The sequence below is a fragment of the Pseudoalteromonas sp. L23 genome, from assembly GCF_021728455.1.
In the GTDB taxonomy this organism is placed as follows: domain Bacteria; phylum Pseudomonadota; class Gammaproteobacteria; order Enterobacterales; family Alteromonadaceae; genus Pseudoalteromonas.
Window position 1 is genome coordinate 508286 of record NZ_JAKKCW010000002.1, and the last position, 15146, is coordinate 523431.

The following is a 15146-nucleotide window of genomic DNA, read 5'->3' on the forward strand; positions in this document are numbered from 1 at the left end:
AAGCACTACCTACTCTCTATAACCCGTGCCAAGGGTCGATAATTCGGATCCACTCAGTTGTACCACTCCTAAATATTCAGTCTTATCTAATAAGAATCCATTCGATTGTACCAACCTTAGATCTAATCCAAATAAAGAAAAGCACTACCTACTCTCTATAACCCGTGCCAAGGGTCGATAATTCGGATCCACTCAGTTGTACCACTCCTAAATATTCAGTCTTATCTAATAAGAATCCATTCGATTGTACCAACCTTAGATCTAATTCAAATAAAGAAAAAGCACTACCTACTCTCTATAACCCGTGCCAAAGCTCGGTAATTCGGATCCACTCGGTTGTACCAATCCTAAATATTCAGTCTTATCTAATAAGAATCCATTCGATTGTACCAACCTTAGATCTAATTCAAATAAAGAAAAAGCACTACCTACTCTCTATAACCCACCCCAAGGGTCGATAATTCGGATCCACTCAGTTGCAACCCTTCAAAAGTTATCTATATCTATCGCTATTTCTTAATCTACCAAGAAAAAAGTTGAAAATTCAAACTTTAGAGCTTTTAATGGAGCCTACTGTGAACTTCTTTGTCATTCCTTGACTCGCTGGAGCTACTAAGCGATAACCCAGTTTCTCGTAAAAGGCTGGCTCGTCTGCGATCATTGAAACATATGAGCCCGGCAAAACATTTGATGCTAAGTAACCATCAATATATTCCATTACTGTACGCCCTAATCCCTGCCCTTGATAAAGCGGATTGACGGCAACATCGACAATTTCAAAATTGCAACCTCCGTCTCCAACCACCCGGCCCATTGCCACAAGTTGTTCGTTATGTCGAATTGCAACCCCATATAATGAGTTAGGTAGTCCCCTTGTGGCTGCTTCTAGAGATTTTGCAGATAATCCAGCGGCTATTCGCAAATCACAATATTCCTCTGGGCAAGGTACTTTCTCTTCAATTTTGAACGTCAAAATAATCACTCCTCTAATCACTAAGAGTGATAGCATAACAACTGTATAAATAAACAGTCAACTAACTCTAACTATCACCTTCCCAAGGTTCTGGTTGTGTTCGAGAATATCGTGAGCTTGCTCAATTTCATCCCAATATAACTCCTTATATATTGGTATCTTCATTGTCTGATCCGGCAGGTCCGAGCCAAACTCATTCAGAAAATCTTTCACTAATTCCGTTTTATAGTCCAATGAGCGGTTTCTCAACGTACTTCCGTGCAAGTTAAACCTTTTCGCGAGTAACTTGGCAAAGTCTAGTTCTGTATATCTTCCGCCTAGCATAGCGAGCATCACACAGTGACAATCCATTGCTGCAACTCTTAGGTTCGCTCTGAGGTATTCACCACCGACTGGATCAAGAATGACATTTGCTTTCAAACCAAGCTTTTTCATTTCTTCAGCAAAATCACAGTCTAAATAATTAATAGTGTAATCCGCCCCCAGAGCCTTTGCGTACTTGGCCTTTTCCTTGCTACTTTGGGTCGTAATGACCATTGCACCAAGCCTTTTTGCAATCCGTATGGCAGCACTGCCAACACCCGAAGCCCCGCCATGGCACAGTAAAATCCCATTAGAATTTAGCTGCCCAGTTCGCACAATCGCATCATAGGCCGTAAGATATACTTCAGCTAAGCCTGCCGCATAGCTCAATGACAAGCCTTTGGTTAACGGCATGAGTAATTCACTTTGTGCAACCACGTACTCAGCATAGCCGCCTCCAGAGGTTAAACAAAACACTTGATCACCAAGTAAATGTTCAAACTCAGGAGATGCCACTTGAACTATCGTTCCAGACACTTCCAGACCCAATATCTCACTATCGCCTTCAGGCGCAGGGTATTTCCCTTGTTTTTGCAAAATGTCTGCTCTATTAACCCCAAACGCATGCACTTTGATTAGCACTTGCTTTGCACTCAATGTTGGTGTTTCAGTGTACTGGATTTGAAGCTGAGAAGATGCGTGACTGATATAACGCATCTTCTTTGGGATCACTGAACTTTTTTCCATACTTCCTTCTCGACGAACTTACCATCTTCATACAGTTCATGATGCCATAAATTACCATCAATCTTGTAGCTGAATGACATCGTTCGACCAAGTAAGGAAGTAACATTTCCATATTCATAGGTTTCGATAAATCTATCTCCCTCTATTTTGTAACTCCCTCCACCAGCGTATTTAAACTTTCCTTCACTTTGCGTAATGTAGCTGTGGTGAGCCTCAGTAATTAACTTTATCGACGTCAAGCTAGGCGCTTGCGCTGAGACAATGCCATCTGTGGTGGCATATTTTCCCTCAACAAATTCCCAAGTACCTAAAAGTGGGTTTGCCAAAGCAATTGGACTCAATAACAATAAACTAAGTGCGGTGACTTTCATCTTATTTCCCTTTAACGTTGTTTTATTCAGTTTTACACAATCACCCAACCAGGTCAGTTGAGATAATCTCAACATCAAGAATGAAATAATGCGTTCTCAGGTCTATTTACAATAGTAACCATTGTAGAGAAAATAATGAAATTATTAATGTTTATACTGTTGTTTGGCTTAATTGCATCCACTCAGGCAACCGAAATTGAAATCGAATATAAGAGCTGGATCAGTGGCAGTGATAGACAACATGTGGAAACTTGGCTAAAACACGGTGTTAAAGCAACAGAGCGTTCCTTGGGAATATTACAACAATATACACTTCCATTTATCATTGAACCGAGCTTATTCGCATCTGAGCCTGTGCCATGGGCCACGGTTCAACGTGGCAAACCCGACGCTGTTCTACTCCAAATCAAACGATTTACCTCAAGCCGAGTGTTGATTAAAGATTGGACCTTGTACCATGAAATTGCTCACCTTTATCACCCGTTGCTTGACCACTCAGATTTCTGGCTTGCAGAGGGGCTTGCTACCTATTTACAAAATGTCATTATGCTAGAGAACGATATTTTTAATGTTGCAGAGTTTCGTACAAGATTAATCTCAGGGCTCAGCCGAGGCGCAAAAAATACGCGAATGAATAAAGGAGCACTTAAAACAGTGAGCGAACAAATGTGGTCATTAAACGCACAACAAAGAGTCTATTGGAGTGGGGCTGCATTCTTTATAGAAGCAGAAATTGCACTGCAGGATACGGGCAATAAGAACACAATCAGAGCGCTTATCTCCTCATTTCAGCAGTGTTGTAAAGGCAGTGTAATATCGGGAGACCGTAACAGTGGACGTTTATTTATTGCGAGTCTAGATAAACTATCCAAAACCACCATATTTTCCAATCTATATGCCAACTATAAACAGCGGAAGGACTTCCCTGACCTAAGTAAGGCTCAAATCTACAGTCTGCAGCCATTAAGATAAGGTGTTGTATAAAATCCTTTCATTATCATGCCTATCCGCTATAAATATTAAAAGGCGTAGAATCCTAAGCTTGTTTGGTTTGCTGCTTTTCTGACTCAATAGCGGTTGTCATCGCACCAAGTAACTCAGTTAGCTGCACTTCAACACACTCTAGTTGTTTATTCTTCAGCTTAACATCCAACTCGTTTGCAATTTTATGAATATCAATACAATCAAACATCGCAGCAGTACCTTTAATCGCATGAACTGTTCTTGCTAACGCATCGTAGTCCTGATACTTAGCTTGATTCTTTATCTGAATGATTTGCTCATGCAGCCCAGAAATATACTGTTGTTTTAACTGATAAAATTCGGCTTCAGGAAGATCAACTTCCTCGTCGACTTGGATATCCAAATAATAGGCTACCTTTTGACTGAACACGACTCTATCAATAGGTTTTGCAAGATGATCACTAAATCCAAGTTTTAAGTAACGCTCAATTTCATGCTGCATGGTGTTGGCAGTTAATGCAATCACAGGCGTGCTACACCCTGTTGCCTGAATAAAGCTAAACGCCTGCTCACCATCCATTACAGGCATTTGGATATCCATTAATATCAAATCGAAATCACCATCTAGTACCGCCTGTACCGCTAGCTGACCATTTTCAACCGCCGTCACAGATAAACCCATACGCTCTAAAATACGCTTAATAAGCTTACTATTGTCTGTGTTATCTTCAGCTAATAACACCTCACCTTTAAGCTCTTGATTTATTTCATCAGGTATTGTGCCTTGTTCACGAACATCACCAATTTGAGCGAGACTTTGCACCCACTTTGTTTTCTCGGTGGTATATAGGCCAACAGTAAGAGTAAAGGCAGTACCTGAGCCTACCTCACTTTCTACCGAAATATCACCATCTAACTTTCTCGCTAAGCTTTTGGAGATATTTAGTCCAAGCCCTGTCCCACCATATTTCCTTGATGTGGAAGAGTCAGCTTGATAAAACGCGCTAAATAATTCTTTTTGCTCGTCCGCTGTCATTCCTATCCCGGTATCTCGCACTGTAATCATGAGACGCTCGTTTTGACACGCCACATCAATCGAGATTTTACCAACCGTCGTGAACTTCATTGCGTTAGATGTGAGATTTAGTAATATCTGTCGCAAACGAGTGGGATCAATAACCACAAAATCAGGCAGCGGAAAATGATAATTCAGCGCAAACTCCAGTCCTTTATCTCTAATTTGCTTACCCAATAATGAATCGACATGCGCAATCGCTTGAAAAAGGTTTGACTCCACCAACTCAACTTCTAGTTTATTGGCCTCAATTTTAGACATATCCAGAATATCATTAATTAGCCCAAGTACATGACGCGAGTTTTGCAAAATAACGGAGATAGCGTGATTACGCTCATGTGGCTTAATATCTCCGAGCATAATGCCATCGGCATAGCCAATAATTGACGTCATTGGTGTTCTTATTTCATGACTCATGTTTGCCAAAAATCGACTTTTTGCCTCACTAGCATCTCTAAGTTCTGAGGCCACCTGCTCTAACTCATAGGTCCGCTTTAACACCTTTGCTTCAAGGTTTTTATTGAGTTCTATATTTTCTTCACTGGTAATTCTAAACTTGTCCGCAACTGCGAAGGCCAGCAGTAATGCATCAAGCGCAGTACCTATTAGACCGTAAAGATATAAGTTACTCGACGATTCAGGCAGCAAACTTAAGTTCGTTAAATTACCCACCATATTGGGGATCGCCATTGCAATATATGCCATTACAAAATAGCGAGCGGGCTTAAATCCTTCAGTCCAACGCGTAATACCAACAAATAGTCCGAAGCAAAGCGCTAACCCCGTTACTAAAGTCGCCCAAATAAAACCAAAGCCAGGGAAAAGAATACAAAACGGTAGTCCAAGCGCAGCTATCACACCAAGCCAAATAGAAATCGACACATAGTTTGGATGAACGTCCTTGAGTTTTAGAAGATGGATATAAAATAACGCGTTAGTTAATGGCGCAAGCGCAAAACCTAACCAATGTAAGTTTGCAGAGTAAAACCCAAATAACTCGTCGGGAATATGAAAAAAATGGCTCCACGCAAATACCCACACACAAGTGAATAATGCGTAATAAAAATGAGTGATATCTTTAGAGCCGATGTAGATTAATAAGTTATACAGCCCCAAAACAATGCCGACACCAAAACAAAGCGTCATAATAAGATTTTCATAGACCACTTCCTGCTGAAAGTCTCTAAGAGGCTCAATGGTCAACTTTACCGGGGTGTAAAAGAAATCACTCTCGAAGAGAGTAACGATATAATAATCTTGACTAGGCTCCAACTTGACTTGATTACCATAATGAAATGCAAATTCATTTTCGACCTTACCCCCAGAGAAAACTCGCAAGACTGTTTCCGGTGTATATATCCTCGACTCAACTTTGCTTAATACCGTATTGTATGGATAAAGCACAAATTCATTTAAGGGTGTTTCATTTCTGACTTTAGTAACCAAGAAATAACGACCAGAAAACAGCGCTCTGTTTTTTAGTGGTTCATGAATAGATTCCCACGCACTCAATTCAGCCCAGTTTTGAGGAAATCTTGTACTAGAATTTGCCTCATAAGCCTTTCCAACATGGTGTAAATTTTGATATTGCCAAGGCTGCGTCAATTTCAACACAGCCTGATCTGCATAGGCAAAACTAGAAACCAGAATTATGCTGAAAATGATCAGGAGTAAACGCATTCTAGCCTGTTACCTCAGTAAAGTTACCTGTGATTCGGTATTGTATCTGCAAGTTTTCAACCCCCAAGTCAGGTGACTTATACGTATAGTGATTAAGCAAAATCAAAATCGATATGTTACATCCATGCCTACTCTTCTTCCCTCACCTTTAAAGTCTTCTAACATTCCCAAAAAACTACTCAGGTCAAATTTAAGGTGGCTATACTCTTTATCTAGAAGATTTTTACCCCAAATACCTAACTGCCAGTCTCTATACTCCAGCTGTAGATTAGCATTCCAAAGCATATAACTGGGTTGCTTAGCATACGGAGATTCGTTTTGGTCAAAGTAATATTCGCTTTGATAATCAAATGCTATTCTACTTTTTATACTAACTTCATCCCAATTAAATGCATAATTTATTTGCCCAGAGATATTCCATTCGGATGTAAACGGTAAACGATTGTCGGTCAATACAACGCCAACTGGATCGATAAACTCCTCAAAGTTAGCTTCAGGTATATACCCTACATCTAAGCCTATCTGAGTTTGCTCCGATAGATACCAAGTATTTTCTATCTCAGCACCATAGATTTTGGACTTACCTACGTTTTCAAGTAACTGATAAGGCGGCGCTCCAGGTACTTCTGAAGCCTGATTCATAAATACCTGTTGATCTTTATAATCATAGTAAAAAGCAGCCAAATTTGTACGAAGTTTAAGGTCATTAAATAACAGCTTAGCGCCTACTTCATGAGCGATTAGTTCTTCAGGGCCATAACTTGCCTGTATCGCGGCATCCTTCGAAATAAGGAAGCCACCGTTATAGCCGCCGCTTTTTACACCATTAGATAAACTATAATAAACACTTTTATCCGATTTAACTTTATGGATAACCGACAATTTTCCAGACAAATTACTATCGGACTCTTTTCCCTCAATGTCGTAGGCAGGAACTAAAATGCCAGCGAGATTACCTCCAAAAGGCACGTTTAAATAGGAAAAAGAGTCATACTTCACATCTTCATCGCTATATCTTACTCCTACGAGTACATCTGTATGCTCACTAACTTCATATTCATATTGACCAAATAAGGCCATTGATTTTACTTTAATATCATTATCATAGAAAAAGGTCGCCGCACTTGCACCATTAGGGGTTCCCCTAAAATCACGTAATAAGTCATTAAAATTATCTTGATAAATACGCTCTTCTAGTTGAAATAAACCTACCGTTAGAAAGCCGGTCTCCATACTTTGCTCAAACCTAAGCTCATTCACCAGCTTTTCATTTTTAAGTCCTAACTCGCCTTCACACAATGAAAATGGACTTCCATCACAATTAAATCCATGTATCCTATCTAAGCGATTGAAAGCCCCAAGATAAATAAGTTGAGACCGGTCATCCAGTGCATACGCGACCTCTGTTGTAACGCCTTTGCTTATACTGTGATGTTTTTGATAATTATTTACCCGTACAGCCCAAAAATCGTCACTGCCAATATTAAAGCCAAGCGCATCAACGCAGTTGCTAGTGCCCGCTTGGGCTGGAGAACATAATGAACCATCCAAAGGGTTTGAGAATAATCCGATATTCCCGACCGGCTGAACCAGTCCATTCCAATGACCATAATCTAATTTCACAAAAACACTGAACTTATCAAACTCGCCAAAATAACTTAGTCGAACATCATTTTGTTCCATATACGCCTCAGGAGCGTCAGGCTGTAAGTTATACGTTGTGTACTCATAGTTATTGTGGCTAGCTGCAAGTCGCACCGCGCTATTTTGATCTAGGCTATAATTGAGCGTCGCACGAGCTCTTGATAAAGAGTCAGAACCGACCCCTACACTGACAGAAGCAAAATCACCATCTGTTGGGCGCGCCGTGCGCACTAAAATTGCCCCCCCAGTGGTATTTCTACCAAAAAGTGTACCTTGTGGACCTTTCAACACTTCAACTTGTTCAACATCAAACAAGTTAATGATTTGATTATTCGCAGACCCAACAGATATACCATCTAAATACACCCCAACCGGAGAAGTGTTAGCCGTGTTATAATCGACAAGTCCGACACCTCGAATGCTGACCGCTGGGGGCGTACCCTCAGCTGCATTTTGACTGATTTTTACATTCGCAACTAAACTACCTAGTTCGGTCGTATCTTTCAGCGCGGCGTCAGTGATGACTTGTCCGGATATGGGTTTAACAGCGATAGCAACATCATTGATAGATTGCTTTCTTTTTTGGGCGTATACCTCAATGACTTCGATTTCTTCTTCGACTTGTGCTGATGCTTCCATCGAGACTGCTAAGAGTAATGTTAGTGTTATCGTATTTAACAGCACATTTGGATGTGGCATAGTTTGAATCCCGAGCTATATCATGCAATTGCACTATCAGTATAGCTGAATTAAAAAGACCCCCAAACAAATGAACCCGATTACCTTTTTAAGGTTCAAGTTATCGTTCATAATACATACAAATTATACCAAGGTGGAATTTGAGCCCTGCAAATTGCAGGGCGTAGAATATAGGTTAAGCTAATACAGTTGTACAACTAACGGTTCAAAAACCAAACGTTCGTTTAGCGCCTAAAGAGTAATAGCTCGGTTATTTAAACGGCTCAAACCCTGATTCTCCACTAATGTTTTGAGGATATCCGGTGATGGCTCTACTCGTTTGCATGCCAGCCATCACAGCAGCTTCAACACAACCTGCATTGACACCGGTTTTAATCCAATCTCCAGTAATGTAGAGGTTATTGAATATGCAGCCGTCCGTAGGCAGTCGAAATTGACTGCTATCAACAACACTTAAGACATAACGCTCACTGGGGTCGACATTCACCCTCCAATACTGAGTGTTGAACCTAACTTCACCTTCGTTATTATCAACATCAAACAATACGTTCCAGTCGAAGTCGTTACCATGATAAGCCTCTGGCCACAGTGGCTGCATCTGTAATCTAAGTTTTTGCAATGCGTTTTCTTTTACCTGAGCTTTCATGCGCTCAGGAAACTCATGATCGCTCGGAGGTGGATAATCTGCGCAGGTAAAAGCACTACAAAAGTAGGCAATGTTATTTGGCTGTGTATTTGGCCAATCTTCAACCTCAATTAAATTAGACATCGCGGCCCAAGTGTCAAAAGGTTGAGAAAATGCGCTTAATATTGGTGGCTCATTACTACCAGAAGGATCGTGAAAACCCAGTTCACTGTCAGTTTTAGTAAGCCACAACTGTAATGCTTGAGTCGCAACAGTTTTGACCTTTTCAGCTTGCAACTTTAAGCCGTTATCTTTAGCCAATAATTGCTGACAAAGTGGCTCAAGACTTGCCACTGAGATCCCAAAAATCACTAAATCGAAATCAGTACCTTTATTTAGTGTTTTTCTCGGTAACCTCTGTCCAAATGCTTGTTGGTAAACCGCCTCCCAATTAGACCAGTAAGACTCTAGGTTAATCTCATGTTCTTTAAGTAGTGCCACTTGCTGCGGGTCAATTTGTTGCCACAGAGGCGAGCTTGGCCAACATGGCAAGTCTTTGACTAATTCCAGAGGCTCGTAACTTTGCGTCTCTTTTAGTTTAACCTGTTGAATTAATTGAATGCTATCAACATAATGACCATCATCATCCTGTGTACAGTGTAACGATTCAACCTGATGAAAAAACGCAAACTTAACGCCTCGATGTTTGAGCAGCTCATAAATAGGAGAGAAAATAATATCTCCCATTCCCGCTTGCATTTTCCACATCACACCACCGCGATAACACAGCATAATCCGAAGCATGGCCAAAGCCGCAACTCCCGCTTCAACATTCGGCTTTTTAAAATCACCGTTCTCATAGCCAAAAACGAGATCATAAAAGCCGCGGACTGGTGCAGACTCCACAGACAGCAATTCATTTGCGCCATTGCGCTTGAGCCACTGTTTAAAATCGTATTGATCAAGATAACCAAACCCTCGTGAATAGACTTTGTCTCGGAGCATGCCAATGGTCATCGCAACACCTAAATCTATGCATATATATAGACGTCTAATGACAGGGTTGTCATCAATTAAGTCATTTACTTCAGACTGCAACCAGCGCCTAATTTTTCGAACCATATACCAAACAACTAAGTGATCTTTCTTATTTTCTAAACGATGATCAGCTTCACGTACCGTTAGAAAATTACTAAGTTGCGTTATTAACAGCTTTGGTGTGGATACGACCTCTTGGGCTTGATTTTCTGCGTCATCAAATAGAGCTCTAGCCTTTTCTTCTACACTATCAAAAAAGCTTTTAACTTCCTGTCCCAAGTGAGCAAGCAGCGTTTTGTCTCTTTCTTTTTTAGTTTTGAGTTGTGTGGATTTGTGGGTTTTCTCAACTTCGCATTCCAAATCATCAACCCACTTGTGTAGCCAAGCCGCAAGTAATTTTAAAATCTGCCAAAAATGTAAATCGAGTGTGCCATCTGCTGGATTACCTGGGATCTCAGGGAAATCTACTGACCAAGTTTGCCATTGCTGATCAATATATTCTTGCAACACCACCAAACTATGTGGTTTTAGCGCTTGTTGCCAAGTGTGAATGGGGATATCACTTGAGCGCTCAAGCTTATTATAAACGGTCTCAATTGCCCTAAAAGAATTGACATAGGCACCAAACCAAACGTGAAGACCGTGCTCCTCTATACGTTCGCCGTATTCAGCATTACGACCACTCGCCCCTTTGCCCCCCAAGCGCCAACCTTGCTGATAAACGGTAATATCATAGCGCTCTTGCCAATCGTCTTGTTCAGTCATGTATACCGCAGCAGTCATTGCCGAAACACCGCCGCCAAGTATTGCTACTTTTTGTTTACTCATAAACCTTCCTTTTTCTAACCTGTTGACGAGCAACATCTAAAGCCACATAGGAAGACAACTAAACATGCAAATATCGCTTTAGTAAAAAATCGTGTTTTTTATGCCACCAGTACACTAACGATGGAGGCTAGCGATACTCTGAGCACTGGAAACAATTTCTTCCACTCCTGCCTGATCGAAGTCCATTTTCACAAAGTAAGGTAGCTTGACCTCGCTTTTGCCTATTGGAATGCCAAACATTTTATCCAGTGGAAACGCATCCATTCGTTGTAGATTCAGGCTTAAGTCATCTTTGATAAAGCCAATTTTGTGGATTTTCTTCACCTCTGAAGGGGAATGCACCACTGCCGAATATACAGACTTCTCGGCATGGCCATCTGGGAACTGCTTAAATAATATTTGATCCATTTGCGGGTGGGTAAAACCCGATAAGAACTGCTTAAGAAATTGGCTATCGACGTTTAAATCAGACACTGAATCTTTGAAAAGCTCAGCAATTTCTTCACCCACTTCCAACACTTCTTTTAACCACGACTCCCCGTCATCCTCAGGTTCAATGGATAACAATTCATGCCATGCCATTTTGACGTTGGGATCAAATTCCTTAAAGGTCTCCAGAGAGAGGGAAAAGTTCAGTGGGTCGCCAAAGTTATCAGGCATTTCGTAGCGACATAAATATTTGTTGTAGCCCCATATTTCTCGACCATTTATCAGCGCGTTAATGTTATTGACCGAGATAAATGCTGGATACCAATATAGATGTTCTGCCTTTAACGTTTCGAGATTGACTTGCAGAATTGGCAACCAGATGATGACATCGGTTTCTTGCATATATCCATAGTTACTAAATGGCGGCACTTTTGACGCGATATTTTCAATATCTGTAAATGTCAATAAGCACCAATCGGTTAGGGCCCTGAATACAAATTCACTACTAGAAACCGAATTAAGCGTTTTATCAACATAGGTTTGGATTGTTGATTTTTTTCCTTTGACAAAAAAGCCATACATTTGTGCATTTAGCATTCTGCATGGAGGTTTGGCGATCGGATTACTATAAAAATGTTGATAATCAGGCAACTCGGGATACATCTTTCACTCCTTAAAGTATGATAAGTTAGTGTTTAGTGTAGTTCGCTCAAGCCGCTTTTGCGTATGTTGTTATGAAAACTCCGCTTCTTGTTGCACAACCTCAAAATAGTTACGCGCTTCTCGCTGGCAAAAATACTGATAATGCGAGTATGCGTACTCGTCATAGTTACCCGAAAGCTTGTTCATAAAACCGTGTAAATACCGCGTTCGGATACAATTCAACCCTTTTTTATCTTTTAACTGCTCAATGACGGGCTCAACGTCAAAATGAGATTCAACTTGAGCAAAGAAGATAGACACATCGCAGCTGGGCTTAATATTTAGATGGTTACGTATTTGGCTGGGATAAAATGCAATAAGTTGCTCGACAGAGTGAGATGCACCTTGTTCAGACAATGCAACCCACGCAGCAGCCCCGCCTGCACTAAAGCCAATAATAAGTTTTGGTTTGTATTCAGAAATCGCTGCTGATATTTTATCAGCATATAAACGATGACCACACTGAGCCAAAAACAGCTCATAACAATCCGACTCTGAGACACTATTTGGTTCTTCTATAAATGGTGAAAGCACCTGCACGTCACTTCCAAGCGATTTAGCAAAACGATCAATATGATCCGTATGACCGAAAATATCGGTAACGATTAATATAGCCATAGGTTTTCCTTATTAATAATTTATCGTTATTGGCTTTTATGACTTTCCTTGCCATGTGGCCTTATCTACTTATATTTGGATTAACGCACTGCAATCAAACTCTATATTCAATCGCTTAACTGAGCTTTGCTAGCATGCTTTTACCCAAAACTAAAACTTCTTTTAAAGCTAGCATACCGCCAACCTCTGTAAACATTAAATACAAATTAAATAAACATTAATTTAATCATCAACATCGCAAACAATGCTAAGCTTATTGTAAGTTCAGCAAGAGTGACCCAATTTGATCAAAATCATCTTACTCCTCTTCATTGCCTTTCAATCCAGTTTTGTATTTGCAAAACAAATAACTTGGATTGCGATAGATTTCGCGCCTTATTATATCCTTGCTGACGATTTGGAAGGGCAAGGACGAGACGAGTTATTGATAAAACTCATTCAACAACAGATGCCCGATTACACTTTTAATTATAAAGTATTCCCCGCATCTAGGGCCATACATGAGCTCTCTAATTTCAACAACCAATATTGTATGATCTCCCTCTATAAAACAGTCGAGCGGCAAAGACATATCGCTTTTAGTGAAGAGTATTCCACTATCGGATTATCAACCTCTGCCGCACTAAGGAAAGATGTTGCACAGTCACTTGGCATTACCAACAGCGCAATTGATTTGGAAAAACTCGTAACTGAGCATGGACTAACTGTAGGTGTCGCGGCAAATCGATCGTTTGGCCATGAAATTGATGCGTTATTGGCGGGTTTGCCTTCCAAGCAAGTGCTTGTAAGACCAGGAAGAGATACATTAGAGAGTTTGACTATCATGCTGCTCAAAAAAAGAGTCGACGTGATACTTGGATACCCAAGCGAACACCACTACCACAAATTGCATGTTGATAAGCAAGATGAATTGACACAAGTCAGATTGAGTATCGCCTCGCAGATAACTGCTGGATATGCAGGCTGTAATAACAATGCGATTGGTAAGGAACAAATAGCTGCAATTAGCGAAGCGTTAAAACAAGCCCATAAAAACGAACAGTTTAGACTGGCTATGTCTCGTTGGTTACCAGAGCAGTTTCAGCCACAGCTAGCTAGTATTTTTAAAAACTAACTTTCTAAAACTGATATTGCGCTTGAAAAGTGGGCTCCTCTTAGAATATAAAGCGCAGCACCACGTATGTAGAAACACGTGGTGCTAGTAGAGATTATTTACGAATACCTTCTAAGTGCAAACCGATGGTAACGTGTGTTGATGCTGGGCCTAGATCATAGTCGATGTCATAATCAGCAAGTTTTAACTGAGTTTCACCTTCAAAGCCAACTCGGTAGCCGCCCCATGGATCTTTACCTTCACCCACTTTTTTAATATCAAACTCGATATGCTTTGTTACCCCATTGAGTGTGAAGCTTCCTTTCACCTTCGCATTTGTATCATCGCTAAAAGTAATCGAGTTACTCTTAAAAGTCGCCTTAGGGTTTGCTTTTACGTTTAAAAAATCATTACCGCGCAAATGCTTATCACGCTCTGCATGGTTCGAATCAACAGAAGCAGTATCGATCACTACATTGATTTTTGACGCATTTGGGTTTTTTGCATCATAGCTGAAGTCGCCTTCGAAGCTATTAAATCGACCATGCAACCAGCTGTATCCTAAATGTTTAATTTTAAAGTTTACAAAGGCATGTGCACCTTTAGTATCAATTACATAATCCGCGGCATTTACTCCGGCCGATAAGGTCATAGCTGCCATGCTTAATGCAATGATTGTTTTTTTCATGTTTTAATCCTCAACTTTTGTAGCGTTTGGTACCTTGAGCATTCGAACTAAGGTACAATCTTTATTAATAAAGTGGTGTTTTAGCGCTCCCACAATGTGCAGCGCCACTAATCCAATGAGCCCCCAAGCAATATATAAATGCACAGTGCCTGCAATATCACTTTGTTCATCAAACAGCTCCCCAATACCTGGAACAGAAAACCAGTTGAACACCTCTATTGCTCTACCATCTGAGGTAGAAATTAAGTAACCTGTGACAAACAGCCCAAACAAACCTAAATACAAAACGACGTGAACGACATGTGCTATTGTGTTTTGCAATTTGTCCATGGGAGTGGCTTCGCTTTCGGGTTTCACGCTAGGGTTGGTAACCTTCCAAATCAGTCTAAGTACTATCAAAGCTGCTAGCAGTATTCCTATGCTTTTGTGAATATGTAAGCCATCACGGTAGAAAGGATCGTAATAACTGAGTTCAACCATGTACAACCCGAGACCAAACATGCCAAATACCGCAAGCGCGCTAACCCAGTGAAAGATGATGGCTAACAAACCATAGTGTTGTGATGTATTTTTAAACATAATATTCAGCTAATAAAACTCATTCTCAATAAGAGTAAGCTTATACGCTAAAAGTTCAGAGAGAAAGCCATAAATTTAGCGTCAGATTGTG

At 40.6% G+C, this 15146-nt stretch carries 12 protein-coding genes; 2 read left to right on the top strand and 10 right to left on the bottom strand.

From position 1 onward, the window contains the following. Positions 1-544 precede the first annotated feature (544 nt). The 3 genes from L3V43_RS06105 to L3V43_RS06115 are packed head-to-tail and all read right to left on the bottom strand — an operon-like array spanning position 545 to position 2394. Complete coding sequence (locus L3V43_RS06105) at positions 545-973, bottom strand: GNAT family N-acetyltransferase (protein ID WP_102056700.1); 429 nt, start codon at positions 971-973, stop codon at positions 545-547. A 57-nt stretch (positions 974-1030) separates the two neighbouring features. Continuing rightward, a complete protein-coding gene (locus L3V43_RS06110; protein WP_237116156.1) occupies positions 1031-2023 on the bottom strand; it encodes an NAD(P)H-quinone oxidoreductase in 993 nt (330 codons plus the stop codon). After that, positions 2005-2394: a hypothetical protein gene (locus L3V43_RS06115; RefSeq protein WP_010604606.1), complete on the bottom strand. Its 390-nt coding sequence runs from the start codon at positions 2392-2394 to the stop codon at positions 2005-2007. The genes L3V43_RS06110 and L3V43_RS06115 overlap by 19 nt, the downstream gene beginning before the upstream one ends. 135 nt (positions 2395-2529) lie before the next feature. Between L3V43_RS06115 and L3V43_RS06120 the strand changes: the two genes are divergently transcribed. Next, on the top strand, positions 2530-3366 hold the full coding sequence (locus L3V43_RS06120) for a hypothetical protein (RefSeq protein WP_237116157.1): 837 nt from the start codon (positions 2530-2532) through the stop codon (positions 3364-3366). Between the two features lie 64 nt (positions 3367-3430). On the opposite strand, the gene L3V43_RS06125 is transcribed toward L3V43_RS06120, so the two are convergent. From L3V43_RS06125 to L3V43_RS06145, 5 genes are all read right to left on the bottom strand, one after another. Next, positions 3431-6112 carry an ATP-binding protein gene (locus tag L3V43_RS06125; RefSeq protein WP_010604604.1) on the bottom strand — a complete coding sequence of 894 codons (2682 nt, stop codon included), beginning with the start codon at positions 6110-6112 and terminating at the stop codon, positions 3431-3433. 102 nt (positions 6113-6214) lie between these two features. Then, entirely contained in the window at positions 6215-8455 is a 2241-nt protein-coding gene (locus tag L3V43_RS06130; protein ID WP_102056695.1) for a TonB-dependent receptor, read from the bottom strand. Between the two features lie 250 nt (positions 8456-8705). Further along, the gene (locus L3V43_RS06135; RefSeq protein ID WP_235367498.1) at positions 8706-10946 is read right to left on the bottom strand and encodes an NAD(P)-binding protein; all 2241 of its coding nucleotides are present in this window, start codon (positions 10944-10946) and stop codon (positions 8706-8708) included. Between the two features lie 114 nt (positions 10947-11060). After that, the gene (locus L3V43_RS06140; RefSeq protein ID WP_237116158.1) at positions 11061-12038 is read right to left on the bottom strand and encodes an acetoacetate decarboxylase family protein; all 978 of its coding nucleotides are present in this window, start codon (positions 12036-12038) and stop codon (positions 11061-11063) included. Between the two features lie 69 nt (positions 12039-12107). Beyond that, positions 12108-12695: a dienelactone hydrolase family protein gene (locus L3V43_RS06145; RefSeq protein WP_102056692.1), complete on the bottom strand. Its 588-nt coding sequence runs from the start codon at positions 12693-12695 to the stop codon at positions 12108-12110. A gap of 283 nt (positions 12696-12978) precedes the next feature. Here L3V43_RS06145 and L3V43_RS06150 point away from each other — a divergent pair, with 283 nt between their 5' ends. Next, positions 12979-13809 carry a transporter substrate-binding domain-containing protein gene (locus L3V43_RS06150; RefSeq protein WP_102056691.1) on the top strand — a complete coding sequence of 277 codons (831 nt, stop codon included), beginning with the start codon at positions 12979-12981 and terminating at the stop codon, positions 13807-13809. A 94-nt stretch (positions 13810-13903) separates the two neighbouring features. Here the strand turns inward: L3V43_RS06150 and L3V43_RS06155 are convergent, their stop codons facing one another. Together L3V43_RS06155 and L3V43_RS06160 are read right to left on the bottom strand one after the other, a co-directional pair. Next, complete coding sequence (locus L3V43_RS06155) at positions 13904-14476, bottom strand: YceI family protein (RefSeq protein WP_102056690.1); 573 nt, start codon at positions 14474-14476, stop codon at positions 13904-13906. A 3-nt stretch (positions 14477-14479) separates the two neighbouring features. After that, positions 14480-15055 carry a cytochrome b gene (locus L3V43_RS06160; protein WP_102056689.1) on the bottom strand — a complete coding sequence of 192 codons (576 nt, stop codon included), beginning with the start codon at positions 15053-15055 and terminating at the stop codon, positions 14480-14482. Positions 15056-15146 lie beyond the last annotated feature (91 nt).

What these genes read in the sequence shown, in the direction of transcription:
- L3V43_RS06110 (WP_237116156.1), bottom strand. Translation starts at nt 2,023, where the DNA reads ATGGAAAAAAGTTCAGTGATCCCAAAGAAGATGCGTTATATCAGTCAC.
- L3V43_RS06115 (WP_010604606.1), bottom strand. Translation starts at nt 2,394, where the DNA reads ATGAAAGTCACCGCACTTAGTTTATTGTTATTGAGTCCAATTGCTTTG.
- L3V43_RS06120 (WP_237116157.1), top strand. Translation starts at nt 2,530, where the DNA reads ATGAAATTATTAATGTTTATACTGTTGTTTGGCTTAATTGCATCCACT.
- L3V43_RS06125 (WP_010604604.1), bottom strand. Translation starts at nt 6,112, where the DNA reads ATGCGTTTACTCCTGATCATTTTCAGCATAATTCTGGTTTCTAGTTTT.
- L3V43_RS06130 (WP_102056695.1), bottom strand. Translation starts at nt 8,455, where the DNA reads ATGCCACATCCAAATGTGCTGTTAAATACGATAACACTAACATTACTC.
- L3V43_RS06135 (WP_235367498.1), bottom strand. Translation starts at nt 10,946, where the DNA reads ATGAGTAAACAAAAAGTAGCAATACTTGGCGGCGGTGTTTCGGCAATG.
- L3V43_RS06140 (WP_237116158.1), bottom strand. Translation starts at nt 12,038, where the DNA reads ATGTATCCCGAGTTGCCTGATTATCAACATTTTTATAGTAATCCGATC.
- L3V43_RS06145 (WP_102056692.1), bottom strand. Translation starts at nt 12,695, where the DNA reads ATGGCTATATTAATCGTTACCGATATTTTCGGTCATACGGATCATATT.
- L3V43_RS06155 (WP_102056690.1), bottom strand. Translation starts at nt 14,476, where the DNA reads ATGAAAAAAACAATCATTGCATTAAGCATGGCAGCTATGACCTTATCG.
- L3V43_RS06160 (WP_102056689.1), bottom strand. Translation starts at nt 15,055, where the DNA reads ATGTTTAAAAATACATCACAACACTATGGTTTGTTAGCCATCATCTTT.